This is a genomic window from Legionella fairfieldensis ATCC 49588 (assembly GCF_000621525.1).
Lineage (GTDB): Bacteria > Pseudomonadota > Gammaproteobacteria > Legionellales > Legionellaceae > Tatlockia > Tatlockia fairfieldensis.
Genome location: NZ_JHYC01000015.1, coordinates 49,512 through 62,487, shown reverse-complemented (window position 1 = coordinate 62,487; position 12,976 = coordinate 49,512). Strand labels below are relative to the sequence as shown.

The window sequence follows — 12,976 nt, the reverse complement described above, 5'->3', positions numbered from 1 at the left end:
TTAGCCTTGTATTATTCACTTAAAGCCAAGGACGCCTCTGATTCCACTTGAGGAGCTTCAGTGTAAAATTTTTTTATGACTTCACTGATATAGTTAATGTCTTTTGGAGTGAGATGTAAATGCAAAGGTAAAGAAAGAACCTCTTCACTGGCCTGGGCCGCGTTAGGACAGGTACCCAATGCATAAGAATACGGTTTATATTCCGTGTTGTCTCTATAGTGAACCCCAGGAAATATATCATGTTCATAGAGGTAATTTAAAAGCGTATCGCGCTGGGGTATACGAATTTGAAATAAATGTTGTGCAGATTGACAATCAGGGATCTCTTCGACAAAACGAACCTGAGGCAATGAAGAAAGTGCTGTTTTATAAAGTTGAGCCAGTTCGCGTCTATAACGATTATCTTCATCCAGATATTTCAAACCTACTAAACCTAATGCGGCCATGATGGAATTACCATGGTATTTAAATCCAATTTGTTCTACATCATATTTCCATTTGTAATTTCCCTGCTTTGTGGTTCTTGCATAAGTGTCTTTGTTAATACCGAGCCAACTCAATTTTCGAACTTCGTCGTCAAATAGTTTATCGCGAAAACAAATCATTCCTGAATCAGCAGTGGGAAGGTTTTTTACCGCTTGAAAACTGAAAATAGTCACATCGGCCTGATAACCCACATGACGATTTTTGTAATAAGTGCCTGCCATGTGAGCGGCGTCCAGAATCAATTTCAAGCCATGTTGACGACATAATTCAGCGACATCGTCCAAATGGCCTGTATTTCCTCCAATACCAACATAAATGACCGCTTTTGTTTTTGCAGTGATGCATTTTTCTATGCTTTGAGGACTGAGGCATAACGTATCATCTACATCGGCAAAAACAGGTTTTAAGTGTTCATAGAGAATAGCATGATTTGTTGAAATGAAAGTAAGAGGCGTAGTGATTACTTCATCGTCATCCTGCCACCCATATGCGGATTTAAATAAATTAAATGCCAGATGCAAACCTACTGTATTGGAATTTAAAAAATGAGCGTGCGCTAAACCCGTGTAGTCGCACCACTGTTGCTCAAAAACAGTTGTTTTAAATCCGATACCCGTCCAGGATTTTTCCAGACATTCCCTGACTTGCTCCAGACATTCGTCTACTCGGAATTTGGGCAAAAAGACTTGTATGCTCATAATATTCACTCAGTGGTAATTTGTTTTATATGTGTGCTGAATCAAAGATGTCAGCCTCTAACCGATTTCACACCCAGATACGTTTCCTTTTAAAAAATTAATACCATGATCCCACGAGTATGGGTTTGTAACAAACTGTACAGGCGTGAAAAAACGATTTTTAACGGAATGATAGTATTGGGTAATTCTATAAGAATAATTTTTCGCTATTAAAGTAAAACAAGAGGAACTAACTGTTTTAATCGTAAACGAATACGAAAATACCTTGCTGTTATACCGATTAATTTTTTTTCTTTTCTTCATCTTATCCTTAAGTCAGGAATAACCCAGACAGCTATGCATGCAATTACTTTTTTAGAATAGGAAATCTGAAATTCAAGCTGGGCATTATCGAAGTGTTTTTTTTGATTGTCAAGATTTAGATGGACGATCAAAAGTAATTCAATCGATTTGTACTACAATTAAAAGGAGGCCATTGATAGGGAAACGTTATGAGCGAATTACTGAACCTCTTGGTTTTGATTATTGTTTTTGGAGTGGTTATGTGGCTGGTCAATGTTTACATTCCTATGCCAGGAGCAATCAAGAGTTTATTAAATCTTTTGGTTTTGATTGTATTGGTTATTTATGTCTTGCAATTCTTTGGTTTGGTCAAACCTATTCTACCGCCTATTCGGTTATTCCGTTAGCTAATCATTTTCTCCCATTAGCGTCCTTGTCTTTTGGGAGAAATCATAATCTGTTCATTCTTCGATAAATAAAAAAAGGTGTGCATTTAATTATCATCATGATGAAACGCCAGCAGAAAGGATAATAAATTAATCGTTTTTTCTTATAGGAAGCCTGCCAGCAGGCTTTGGCACAGTTTGCTGGGGAGGCTGCGTACTTTTCCGCTGGTAAGCCAAAAGTCTGATGAGTATCTATAAAACCCAGCCGCGCGATCGTAATATGTTGGGTGGATTTTCTTGCTTGTTGCAAGCCTTCCAGGTAAGTATCGATAAGGGCTTTACTGCTACCATATAAGCTGTTTTTAGCACGACCTCTACAGGCAGCTACGGAACTTAAAAAGACCAGTCGATGTTCGTTTTGAGGGCGCTTGAAATAAGCATGAATGATCTGAAGAGTACTTGAAACATTAACCTGGATTAATTGGTTCATGGTTTTTTCATTTAATGCATCATTTTCAATAAGCGCACTATAAGCAATAAAAAGATTGATTTCTTCGGGCTGATGTTGAATAAAGTCTGTCAGTTTTGTTAAATCAGCGGAAAAATCGGTAAATAAAACCTCACAATTAATTCGATAACGTAAACGAATATCCCTTGCTATGACAGCTAACTGCTCCACATTGCGCCCCACTAACAACAACGGATTGCCAGTTTGTGCAGCTAAATGCGCAAAATTTTTAGCAATAATGGAAGTAGCGCCCAGAATAACCCACGTTTTTTTTTTCATGGTGTTAACCCCAGACGATTACTCAAATCAGAACGCATGGGACTTTTGTATTGCTTTAGTATCTGAGTAAATTGCTCATGTTGATCGTACTGTTGAGTGAATTGCGCTTTAGTGAGCAATAAATCCTTGCCTAGATAAGTTCTGCCCTTTTTTTGTGTAACCCATTCATTCATTGCCGAGATAGCCCGACGGCTGTTTTGATTATTGATAAAGTCAACTGCTAAAGTAAATCCTGGCTGGACAAATGATAAAAGCCCTGAACCCGGTTCAGTGAAATATTTTAATACTGCAAGGGTAGGTGTTGCGCGATGATGGTGGATGATAGATAGAAATTGTTCAATAGCAGTATGGATTAAATCGGTTGCAAACAACGCCTGAAACTGTAAAAAACCGCGCTTGCCATACAAGCGATTCCAATGCTTTATAGCATCCAGAGGATTGTTAAATTGAGCAAAAGGTAACGATTGGTTATGAGGATGCGATTTTTTAAAATAGTAGCGGTTAAATTGCCTCATGCTCCAGGGACGGACAAGAGGAAGAGGAATATCAGGTAAAGTAAGAGAAATTTTGGGCTTTACAGCGAGGGGATCACAATGTTTGGCAACAGAAAGTAAGGCGCAGGGTTTATTAAGCAAATCTAACCACGCCACTTGATAATCATAGCCGCACCCTTCATTTTGCATAGAGTGAAATAAATGTTCAAGTTCAAAATATTTTTTAATGTTTACTTTGACAAAATGAGTTGCTTTATGCATTTGAATAGCTGCTCGTTTAATAATTCCAGTTAAACCAAGACCTCCGATTGTGGCATGAAATAAAGCGCTGTTTTCTTTTGGGCTACAACGTAATGTCTGTTCTCCCAACTGTAAATCAATCCATTGAACATGTTGGCCAAAACTGCCCATACCGTGATTATTTTTGCCATGTACATCGTTAGCGATCCCCCCTGCAACCGTAGCATGTAACGTTCCCGGTACCACAGGCGGCAGATGGGTAGAGCTGACGGAAAAAAGGTCAGCAAACGTTGTACCCCCCTGACAAACCAAAATACCCGATTCTTCGTCAAAGGACAGAAGATGGTTCAAACGCGTAGTATCAATAATTATACCTTGATCATTCAGGCAACAGTCCCCATAACTGGCACCCTTACCGCGTGCAAGTAAACCCTTGTTATCAGCAATTGCAAAAAGAGATTCAAGTTGCCATTCATTATCAGGCCGAAAACAGATTGAGGTGGTCGGTTTTCCGTGACAAAAATTAGATAATTGATAATTTTTACTGCGCATGACGAAAATCAAGGGTAAACAGTTTCTGAAGTTTGGCATATTTTCTACTCTACAGGAAACTGAAATTTTTAATTAGGATGTCCTTAACATTATGGCACGCATTTTGCTTGCGGAGAGGGACATTCAATGTGAGTGAATGTTTATCAGGTTTACAGGATAGTTATGGCTGAAAAAGAAGTTTTATCGCAAGAAGAGATTGATGCTTTGCTTAATGTTGTTGAGGAAGAGGCTCCGGGACAAGGGAATGGTGCGGGGAGCTATACCAAGGCAAGTGAGGCTGAGCTTGAAAAACCCACTGATCATGTGCAAGTACTTAATTTTAATAACCAGGAACGAATTGTTAGAGGCGAATTACCCGTCCTCGATAAAATTCATGACAGGGCAGCTCGTTTTTTTGCAAATGATATCTACCAGCTGATGGCAAGAGATTTGGAGATTAAGCAGGAACCTCTGGCGATTGTTAAGCATCGTGAATTTTTGGGTAGCTTGCCTAACCCAACGCTGATGACTATTCGTCGTTTTAAACCTTTGCGTGGTAAGGCGCTTATTCTCTTTGACAGCGTATTTGTCTATGACCTTGTGGATTATTATTTTGGCGGTAGCTCACAATTTCTTGCTCAAACAGACAGAACGGATTTTACTGCCACCGAACTTAGGGTAATGGAAATTATTATTGGAAAAATAGTGCGCAATATTGAACAGGCTTGGGCGCCTATTATTAAACTTGAAGCAATGAAGGTTGGTGATGAAACCAACCCGCAACTGGTTCATATTGGCGAACCTAATGAATTACTGTTAGTCAGTCGCTTTAATATTGATTTTGCTAAAGAATCAGGTTCTTTTTATTTCGTTATACCTTATTCAATGGTAGAACCTATAAAACAACAACTTGAATTGGGCGCCGCAAGGCCAGACGATGAAATTGATCCTAACTGGATTATGTCTTTAAAAGAAGAAATCATGGATGTGGAACTCACGGTGAGTTCGGCAATGGCCAAAACGAACAGCTCTTTGAGAAAGGTAATGGATTGGCAGGTGGATGAGTTTATCCCCGTAGAAATGAATGAAGTCGTGACGCTGGATATTGAAGGAACGCCAGGTTTTACAGCAACTATCGGCAGCGCGAATGACAAAAGGGCAGTAAAAATAATAAAAAGGATCAGTTACAGGGGGGGAAATGACTAATCAGGCAGAACCAGAAAAAACAACAGCGGCACCACAAAATGCGGTAGCACAGAGTGGTGCACCACAGAATGCTGCACCACAGGAAACTGAAACAGAAAAAATGGAATTAATCCTGGACATTCCAGTAGAAGTAACTGTGGAGATTGGGCGTACAAAAATGACAATTCGTAATCTCTTGCAACTTAATCAAGGGGGTATTATTGCTCTGGATCGTTTAGCTGGTGAACCGTTGGATATCCTGGTCAATGGTACTTTAGTGGCTCATGGGGAAGTGGTCGTGGTCAATGATAAATTTGGTATACGTTTGACTGATATTGTAAGCAAGGCTGAACGGATCAGACGCTTACGATGAAATTTCAACGGGTTGTTTCTATAGTCTGTAGTTTGTTTTCTTTAACTGCAAGTGCAACACCACTTACGACAACGACACATGAGACGGCGGCTTCGTTAGGCAGCGGGGAATTAATACGTGTACTTACTGGCTTGCTGGCTGTTGTGGCAGTGATTGTTTTTTTATCCTGGCTATTGCGTCGTTTGAATGGCGCAAAATTGGCAAATTCCACAGCCTTGCAGGTTATTGCCTGCATGAATTTAGGTGCGCGGGAAAAAATCATGCTGGTTAACGTGGGCAAGCGGGTTTTACTAGTAGGTGTTACTACAGGCAGCATCAATACCTTGCATGATTTTGGTGAGGAGTTACCCGTTGGTTTTTCTTTAGACTCTAAAAGGTCTTTTGCGGAATTTTTAAAAACAGCCCTTGGAAAGTCTTAATTATGAAAAGAGCGATGTTGATAGGCTGTTCAATAGCCTTGTTTTTTTTGCCTTTGATGGGAGACGCCGCAACTGCATCATTACCTGCGGTAACCGTTTCACAAGCCCCTGGTGGCGGGCAAACGTATAGTGTCAATTTACAGATATTGCTTTTTATGACGCTGTTGAGCGTATTGCCGGGTTTATTAATGGCAATGACAGCTTTTCTTCGTATTATTATTGTACTGTCAATTTTACGGCAGGCTATTGGTATGGCGCAGACGCCGACTAACCAGATTTTAATTGGCATCGCGCTGTTTATGACTTTTTTTGTCATGGCGCCTGTCTTTAATCAAATGAATGAACAGGCCCTTCGGCCTTATTTGGCCGATCAATTAGAGTTTTCGCAGGCTTTAACGAAAGCACAGGAACCGTTGCGTGCTTTTATGCTTAATCAGACTCGTAAAAACGATCTGTCGCTCTTTGAGAAATTTGGTAATAAATCTCATACCACACTGGCCGATGTGCCTATGAGTATTTTGATTCCGGCTTTTGTGACGAGTGAATTAAAAACGGCATTTCAAATAGGGTTTATTTTATTCTTACCGTTTTTGATTATTGATTTGGTAGTGGCTAGTGTATTGATGGCCATGGGAATGATGATGTTATCTCCTTTGATTATTTCCTTGCCATTTAAAATCATGTTGTTTGTGATGGTAGATGGCTGGACTTTAGTCCTGGGTTCACTGGCGTCCAGTTTTGCATAGGTTGAGAGAATAGATGACTCCTGAAACGGTTGTGTCGCTATTTAGTGAGAGTGTCTCTGTGATGATTATGATGTTGTCTGTCTTGATCATTCCCGGATTGATTGTGGGTTTGTTAATTTCAATGTTCCAGGCTGCAACCCAAATTAACGAAACGAGTTTAAGTTTTATTCCAAAGCTTTTTATTACGTTTCTGGTGTTTGTTTTTGCTGGCCCGTGGTTATTAAAAACGATGATCAATTACACCGATACTCTAATTACTAATATTCCCTATTTGATAGGTTGATTATGCATTTAAATTATCAGGCTATGATTAATCAATTCAGTCAAATCATTTGGCCGCTGCCTCGAATCAGCGGGGTATTTCTCAGTATGCCACTTATTTCTTCGCCCATGGTTCCTGTTAGAGTGCGTCTGGTTTTTGCGCTTGCTCTGGCTTTTTTATGCGCTTCTTTTATTCCAGATAACCTGTCTCTGCTTTATTTCGAAGGTCGTTACCTGTTAATAGTTTGTTATGAGCTGCTGATAGGTCTTTTAATGGGATTTGTTTTACAACTGGTTTTTCAGGTATTTGTGATTGGCGGCCAGGTGATTGCCATGCAGGCGGGGCTTGGTTTTGCTACCATGATGGACCCGGGTTCCAAAGCTTCGGTACCTTTGGTTAGCCAACTTTATTTGATGATGATAAGTCTTCTGTTTCTTGTGCTCAATGGTCATCTTGCCCTGTTGGAAACGTTACTTGCCAGTTTTCAACAAATGCCGGTAGGAACTCAACCCAAGCTGTCGGCTATTGGTTCGGTCATTGCTTTCTCAGGGTGGATGTTTAAAGAAGCAGTCCTGGTTGCATTGCCTGCTATTTTGGCCTTGTTAATCGTGAATCTGGCTTTCGGTGTTATGACTCGTGTAGCACCGCAGTTAAATATTTTTTCTATGGGATTTCCCCTGACGTTATTGATGGGAATGGTGATTATACGTATCAGTTTACCCGGCGTGGCTTCACAAATTACAGATAGTCTGGAACAGGGAATGCGACTTATTACAGGAATTTTACATTAATGGCTGAAGAACTGTCAGAGGAAAAAACAGAAGCCCCCTCGCTTAAACGACTTAAAGAAGCGAAGGAAAAAGGGCAGGTGGCTCGTTCAAAAGACTTTAATGCTACATTAATTTTACTGTCCTCATGCTCTGTGTTTTTTGTTTTCGGTCATTATTTGTCTACTCAGTTTATGCAAATGATGCGCCAGGCTTTTGACTTTGATAGTTCTGTTTTAAGACTGCCTGTCTTTGCTCTTCATCGATTTTATGGTCTCATGAATTTTGTTTTTACAGCGATACTCCCTCTTTTATTAATGATTTTAGTTCTTTCTTTTGTTGCTTCCTTACTCATGGGAGGATGGATTTTTAGCCTGGAATTGTTACAGCCCAGGTTTTCGCGTCTGAATTTCTTTAAAGGTTTGAAACGGATGGTTTCATTAAAGGGTTTGGTAGAAATGATTAAATCCTTGCTGAAGTTTTTGTTAGTGGCCTTTGTCTCTTTAATGGTGTTGAAAATCGAAATCCCTTCTTTACTCGCTCTGGCTGATTTTCCTCTGGCAAGTGCTTTAAGTGAAGGGTTAACGTTGGTTGTAAAAGCATTTTTTCTTATCAGTGGCAGCTTGATTTTAATTGCAGTGATAGACGTACCTTTTCAAATTTATGAACGTAACAAGCAATTAAAAATGACTAAACAGGAACTTAAGGATGAGTATAAGGAAACGGAAGGTAAACCGGAGGTTAAAAGCCATATTCGACGTACTCAGCAGGAAATAGCAAGAAGGCGGATGATGGCTGAAGTACCCAAAGCAGATGTAGTACTCACTAATCCGACACACTATGCCGTAGCGCTGCGTTATCAGCAAAAAGGAAATCAGGCGCCTGTTGTAGTTGCCAAGGGAAAAGATCTGATTGCTTTGCATATTAATCAAATTGCCCAGGCTCACAGGGTTCCTCTGTTATCTGTGCCATCTCTGGCTCGTGCGCTTTATTTTTCAACTGAATTAGAGGAAGAAATTCCGCGGGGTTTATATGTCGCTGTAGCTCAGGTACTGGCTTATATTTTTCAGCTTAAAGACAAAGAAAATTACAATAAGAACCCTGATTTCCTACAAGATTTACCCATACCAGACGAATTAAAGCGGGATACCGAGGAGAATCTTTAATGAATGTTACTGCCTTGTTTCATACGTTTCGCCAATGGACGCAAAAAGGATTAGGTACACCCTTAATATTAATCATGATGTTAAGTATGATGATACTGCCTGTACCTCCCTTTTTTCTCGATGTTTTTTTTACCTTTAATATTGCCTTATCGCTGGTAGTATTGCTGGCTGTAATTTACAGCAACAGACCGCTTGATTTTGCTGTGTTTCCTACAGTTATTTTAATTGCAACGTTATTACGTCTGGCATTAAACGTGGCTTCAACACGAGTTGTTCTGCTGAATGGTCATTTAGGTACTGATGCCGCAGGCCAGGTAATCCAGTCTTTTGGCGAGGTGGTAATAAGAGGTAACTACACAGTAGGTCTGGTTGTATTTATCATTCTGGTTGTTATTAATTTTGTAGTGGTAACAAAAGGTGCCGGACGGGTCTCAGAAGTCAGTGCACGTTTTACCCTGGATTCTTTGCCCGGCAAACAGATGGCAATTGATGCAGACCTGAATGCAGGTTTGATTAATCAGGAGCAGGCAATCCGGCGCAGAGCCGAGGTCTCACAGGAGGCGGATTTTTATGGCGCCATGGATGGTTCCAGCAAATTCGTGCGTGGTGATGCAATTGCTGGAATTCTGATTTTATTAATCAACATGATTGGTGGGTTGGTAATTGGTGTTATTCAATATGATATGAGGTTGGCTCAGGCTTTACATAATTATATTTTATTGACTATTGGGGATGGATTGGTAGCTCAGGTGCCTTCACTGGTCCTATCTACCGCGGCAGCTATTATGGTTACGCGTGTATCCAGTTCTCAAAATATGGGTAATGCGGTAGTAACCCAGGTATTTGGTAACCCCCGTTCTTTAATTATTTCCGGGGCGATTATAGGGATAATAGGCTTAATTCCCGGGATGCCTCATATTTCTTTTTTAATCTTAGCGTGTGGTTTGGGTGGAGTCGCTTATTTGTTAATCAAACAAAATACCCAGAAATCAAAAGCAGATAAAACATCGGAGGCACCTGCAGGCTCTCTCAATGAATCCTTATCGACCGAATTGTCCTGGGATGATGTTAATCCGGTGGATGTAATAGGTCTTGAAGTGGGCTATCGCCTGATTCCTTTAGTGGACAGTTCACAAGGTGGCGTGCTACTCGCGCGTATTAAAGGTGTGCGCAAAAAAATATCTCAAGAACTGGGTTTTCTTATCCCTACTGTTCATATACGGGATAATCTTGATCTTAAACCTAATTATTATCGCATAAGCCTCGCGGGAGTTGTCATGGGAGAAGCCCCTATTTTTAATGAAAAGTGGCTGGCCATTAATCCAGGACAGGTTTTTGGTGTGCTGGAAGGGCAGGAAACCAGAGACCCTGCTTTTGGCCTCGATGCTGTATGGATTAATGACAGTCAAAAAGAGCGGGCCCATACTTTTGGCTATACGGTTGTTGATGCGTCTACTGTGGTTGCTACTCATTTGAGTCAAATTCTTGAACAGCATAGCCATCAATTACTAGGTTATGAAGAAACCCAGCAACTGTTGGATAAACTGGCCAGCTCTTCACCCAAATTGGTTAAAGAGCTGGTACCCGATACCCTTTCCTTAGGGGCAATAAGTAAAGTATTGCAAGGTTTATTAATTGAACATATTCCTTTGACAGATATTCGTACCATTGTCGAAACTTTGGCAGAAGCTGCATTGAAGTCAAAAGATACGGATTACTTAATCAGTCAGGTCAGAGTTGCTTTATCGCGTTTAATTACTCAAAAAATTAGTGGTCTTAATGAAGAGTTACCTATTATTACGTTAAAACCGGAGCTGGAACAACTTTTACAAAATACGGTGCAAAACAGTAGTGGCCAGGGAGTAAGTTTTGAACCAGGAATGGCTGATAAAATTCAGCACTCCCTGACGCAGCTTGCAGCCCAACAACAGGCAAAACAAGAATTGGCTGTGCTGGTTGTACAGCCCAGCATAAGATCTGTTTTGGCACGTTTTGTGCGTAATATTTCTAACAACTTACATGTGTTGTCTTATCAGGAAATACCTGATAATAAACAGATACGCATTATTGGTACAGTAGGGTAGGTGGATTCTTATGAAATTAAAACGTTTCGTCGCTTCAGATACGCGCAGTGCTATGCAACAGATTAAAGCGGCTTTCGGTCCTGACGCTGTTATTTTATCAAGTAGCCGTGTTGAAGGAGGCGTTGAAATAGTTGCGGCAGTTGATTTTGATGAGATGGTGCTTTCTACCTCCACTGCAATTGCCACCGCTGAGCCACCCAGCCAGTCAGTAGAAAATGCAGTGACGCAGTCTCCTTTGGACGATATGCGTCAGGAAATTCAAACATTGCGAGGCATGTTGGAAGCCCAGCTCCGCGGTTATGCGGGTTATCAGGGCGAGCCTTTGCATGCGGTATTAATGCAGAAATTATTATATCTTGGTGCAAGCCAGGCTACAGCGGCTTCATTGGTAACCCGGATAAACCCGGCTCTCAATCAGGATCGTGCATGGCAACAAGTGCTGACCATGCTTTCAGAGGCCCTGCCTGTTCGACAATCACGACGAATAGAAGAAGGTGGTATTTATGCATTTGTTGGTCCCACGGGGGTTGGCAAAACAACCACTATTGCCAAGCTTGCTGCTCGTTTTGCGCTTCGTTTTGGCGCTGAAAATCTGGGTTTGGTGACGATGGACCGTTATCGAATTGCGGCTCATGAGCAACTAATGCTTTACGGTAAAATTTTAGGCGTTCCAGTCTGTATTGCTCAAGATGATGTCTCGCTTGTTCGTGTGATAAGGCAGCTGAATGATAAAAAATTAATACTGATTGATACAGCAGGAATGAACCCTGCGGATGAAAGAGTCGCAGCACAGATGGATTTATTAAGCGATTATTTACGCTCTGTTTCCATTGTTTTGGTTTTACAGGCGACCAGTCATTATCAGGTTCTCATTGAAGCTATCAAACGCTATCAGGTTGAGCGTATAGAACAATGTATTATTACTAAACTGGATGAGTCTCTTGCTGTGGGAGGCATTTTAAGCGCGGTAGCAGAGACAGGTCTTGAGTTGAGTTATTTTACTCATGGTCAGCGAGTACCTGAAGATGTTAAGATAGCAACGCGTCATCAGTTGATTGAGCAATTTAGCAATCAGGACTTACTATTAAACCCGGTAAATAACAATAAAGGTAATGCACCACCATTAGACAATGCAAGGAGGCTATATGTCGGAGAAAATTAATCAGAGGATGCCAGATCAGGCAGCGGGATTGCGGAATTTAAACTATGCTAAACCTGTTAAGGTCATTGCGGTTACCGCCGGAAAAGGTGGTGTTGGAAAAAGCAATGTTTCTGTAAACCTGGCGGTTGCCTTGGCTCAACGACATAAACAGGTCCTATTACTTGATGCGGATTTAGGTCTGGCAAACATTGATATTATGTTGGGTTTACATACCAAATATAATCTTTCTCATGTGGTGCAGGGTTTATGTCATTTAAATGACATCCTGTTGGAAGGGCCGAGTGGAGTTAAAGTGATACCTGCTTCATCCGGCCTTGAATTTATGACTCAATTAAGTCCTTCGGAACATGCAGGGATCATTGATGCATTTAATGAACTTACTGATGATGTTGATTATATGATTATTGACACGGCAGCGGGCATTTCTGACACCGTATTAAGTTTTGCGCGTTCATCGCAGGAATTAATAGTCGTTGTCTGTGATGAGCCTACTTCACTAACCGATGCCTATGCATTAATTAAAGTGATGTCAAAGCGTTGTGACTGGAGTCATTTCCATGTACTTGCCAATATGGTTCGTACTATACGGGAAGGGCGGGATCTTTATAACAAATTATATCGTGTTGCTGAACAGTTTTTAGATGTACACCTGAACTATTTAGGGGCTATTCCTTTTGATGAACGGATTCATGAGTCTGTAAAAAAACAAAAGCCTGTGCTGACTGCTTACCCTGATTCTAACGCAGCAAAGGTACTGGAGCAGCTGGCTCATACAATTGATAATTGGCCCGTCAGGCCATTGTTAAGTGGTAATACAAGTTTTTTTCTGGAGCGTCTGGTAGCAGGAGAGTGTTGAAAAATATATCCTGAAATTTACCAGGCTTAACCCAAGCGACCTGTACGTTTCA

At 40.9% G+C, this 12,976-nt stretch carries 14 protein-coding genes; 11 read left to right on the top strand and 3 right to left on the bottom strand.

The window, feature by feature from the left end; translation table 11 throughout:
- Nucleotides 1-11: 11 nt before the first annotated feature.
- Nucleotides 12-1,184, bottom strand: coding sequence for a DegT/DnrJ/EryC1/StrS family aminotransferase (locus tag T345_RS13645; RefSeq protein WP_051555144.1), 1,173 nt, complete (start codon nucleotides 1,182-1,184; stop codon nucleotides 12-14).
- 491 nt (nucleotides 1,185-1,675) lie between these two features.
- On the opposite strand from T345_RS13645, the gene T345_RS0105280 reads away from it, so the two are divergent.
- Nucleotides 1,676-1,873, top strand: a complete 198-nt coding sequence (locus T345_RS0105280) for a Thivi_2564 family membrane protein (protein ID WP_084273744.1) — start codon at nucleotides 1,676-1,678, stop codon at nucleotides 1,871-1,873.
- A 43-nt stretch (nucleotides 1,874-1,916) separates the two neighbouring features.
- Here the strand turns inward: T345_RS0105280 and T345_RS0105275 are convergent, their stop codons facing one another.
- Both T345_RS0105275 and T345_RS0105270 read right to left on the bottom strand, forming a co-directional pair.
- Nucleotides 1,917-2,639, bottom strand: a complete 723-nt coding sequence (locus tag T345_RS0105275; protein WP_028388422.1) for an SDR family NAD(P)-dependent oxidoreductase — start codon at nucleotides 2,637-2,639, stop codon at nucleotides 1,917-1,919.
- The gene (locus T345_RS0105270; protein WP_028388421.1) at nucleotides 2,636-3,925 is read right to left on the bottom strand and encodes an FAD-binding oxidoreductase; all 1,290 of its coding nucleotides are present in this window, start codon (nucleotides 3,923-3,925) and stop codon (nucleotides 2,636-2,638) included. Before T345_RS0105270 ends, T345_RS0105275 begins: the two co-directional genes overlap by 4 nt.
- A gap of 162 nt (nucleotides 3,926-4,087) precedes the next feature.
- On the opposite strand from T345_RS0105270, the gene fliM reads away from it, so the two are divergent.
- From fliM to T345_RS0105220, 10 genes are read left to right on the top strand one after another with little or no spacing between them, the layout of a single operon-like run.
- A complete protein-coding gene (gene fliM / locus T345_RS0105265; protein WP_028388420.1) occupies nucleotides 4,088-5,110 on the top strand; it encodes a flagellar motor switch protein FliM in 1,023 nt (340 codons plus the stop codon).
- On the top strand, nucleotides 5,103-5,462 hold the full coding sequence (gene fliN, locus T345_RS13640) for a flagellar motor switch protein FliN (RefSeq protein ID WP_084273743.1): 360 nt from the start codon (nucleotides 5,103-5,105) through the stop codon (nucleotides 5,460-5,462). The genes fliM and fliN overlap by 8 nt, the downstream gene beginning before the upstream one ends.
- Nucleotides 5,459-5,881 carry a flagellar biosynthetic protein FliO gene (gene fliO, locus T345_RS13635; protein ID WP_028388419.1) on the top strand — a complete coding sequence of 141 codons (423 nt, stop codon included), beginning with the start codon at nucleotides 5,459-5,461 and terminating at the stop codon, nucleotides 5,879-5,881. Before fliN ends, fliO begins: the two co-directional genes overlap by 4 nt.
- 2 nt (nucleotides 5,882-5,883) lie before the next feature.
- Nucleotides 5,884-6,627 (top strand): flagellar type III secretion system pore protein FliP, encoded by a 744-nt coding sequence (fliP, locus tag T345_RS0105250; RefSeq protein ID WP_028388418.1) that lies wholly within the window; start codon nucleotides 5,884-5,886, stop codon nucleotides 6,625-6,627.
- Nucleotides 6,628-6,640: 13 nt separating this feature from the next.
- Nucleotides 6,641-6,910 (top strand): flagellar biosynthesis protein FliQ, encoded by a 270-nt coding sequence (gene fliQ, locus T345_RS0105245; RefSeq protein WP_028388417.1) that lies wholly within the window; start codon nucleotides 6,641-6,643, stop codon nucleotides 6,908-6,910.
- 2 nt (nucleotides 6,911-6,912) lie between these two features.
- The gene (fliR, locus tag T345_RS0105240) at nucleotides 6,913-7,680 is read left to right on the top strand and encodes a flagellar biosynthetic protein FliR (RefSeq protein ID WP_028388416.1); all 768 of its coding nucleotides are present in this window, start codon (nucleotides 6,913-6,915) and stop codon (nucleotides 7,678-7,680) included.
- Nucleotides 7,680-8,822, top strand: coding sequence for a flagellar biosynthesis protein FlhB (gene flhB / locus T345_RS0105235; protein WP_028388415.1), 1,143 nt, complete (start codon nucleotides 7,680-7,682; stop codon nucleotides 8,820-8,822). Before fliR ends, flhB begins: the two co-directional genes overlap by 1 nt.
- Nucleotides 8,822-10,906, top strand: coding sequence for a flagellar biosynthesis protein FlhA (gene flhA, locus T345_RS0105230; protein ID WP_035918192.1), 2,085 nt, complete (start codon nucleotides 8,822-8,824; stop codon nucleotides 10,904-10,906). The genes flhB and flhA overlap by 1 nt, the downstream gene beginning before the upstream one ends.
- 10 nt (nucleotides 10,907-10,916) lie before the next feature.
- On the top strand, nucleotides 10,917-12,068 hold the full coding sequence (gene flhF, locus T345_RS13630) for a flagellar biosynthesis GTPase FlhF (protein ID WP_084273742.1): 1,152 nt from the start codon (nucleotides 10,917-10,919) through the stop codon (nucleotides 12,066-12,068).
- Nucleotides 12,052-12,924: a MinD/ParA family protein gene (locus T345_RS0105220; protein WP_028388413.1), complete on the top strand. Its 873-nt coding sequence runs from the start codon at nucleotides 12,052-12,054 to the stop codon at nucleotides 12,922-12,924. Before flhF ends, T345_RS0105220 begins: the two co-directional genes overlap by 17 nt.
- Nucleotides 12,925-12,976: the final 52 nt, after the last annotated feature.

Excerpts from the sequence above, each read along its gene's own strand:
- fliQ (WP_028388417.1), top strand. The coding sequence starts at position 6,641 with ATGACTCCTGAAACGGTTGTGTCGCTATTTAGTGAGAGTGTCTCTGTG.
- fliP (WP_028388418.1), top strand. The coding sequence starts at position 5,884 with ATGAAAAGAGCGATGTTGATAGGCTGTTCAATAGCCTTGTTTTTTTTG.
- fliM (WP_028388420.1), top strand. The coding sequence starts at position 4,088 with ATGGCTGAAAAAGAAGTTTTATCGCAAGAAGAGATTGATGCTTTGCTT.
- fliO (WP_028388419.1), top strand. The coding sequence starts at position 5,459 with ATGAAATTTCAACGGGTTGTTTCTATAGTCTGTAGTTTGTTTTCTTTA.
- fliR (WP_028388416.1), top strand. The coding sequence starts at position 6,913 with ATGCATTTAAATTATCAGGCTATGATTAATCAATTCAGTCAAATCATT.
- fliN (WP_084273743.1), top strand. The coding sequence starts at position 5,103 with ATGACTAATCAGGCAGAACCAGAAAAAACAACAGCGGCACCACAAAAT.
- T345_RS0105275 (WP_028388422.1), bottom strand. The coding sequence starts at position 2,639 with ATGAAAAAAAAAACGTGGGTTATTCTGGGCGCTACTTCCATTATTGCT.
- T345_RS0105280 (WP_084273744.1), top strand. The coding sequence starts at position 1,676 with ATGAGCGAATTACTGAACCTCTTGGTTTTGATTATTGTTTTTGGAGTG.
- flhB (WP_028388415.1), top strand. The coding sequence starts at position 7,680 with ATGGCTGAAGAACTGTCAGAGGAAAAAACAGAAGCCCCCTCGCTTAAA.
- T345_RS0105220 (WP_028388413.1), top strand. The coding sequence starts at position 12,052 with ATGTCGGAGAAAATTAATCAGAGGATGCCAGATCAGGCAGCGGGATTG.
- T345_RS13645 (WP_051555144.1), bottom strand. The coding sequence starts at position 1,184 with ATGAGCATACAAGTCTTTTTGCCCAAATTCCGAGTAGACGAATGTCTG.
- T345_RS0105270 (WP_028388421.1), bottom strand. The coding sequence starts at position 3,925 with ATGCGCAGTAAAAATTATCAATTATCTAATTTTTGTCACGGAAAACCG.
- flhA (WP_035918192.1), top strand. The coding sequence starts at position 8,822 with ATGAATGTTACTGCCTTGTTTCATACGTTTCGCCAATGGACGCAAAAA.
- flhF (WP_084273742.1), top strand. The coding sequence starts at position 10,917 with ATGAAATTAAAACGTTTCGTCGCTTCAGATACGCGCAGTGCTATGCAA.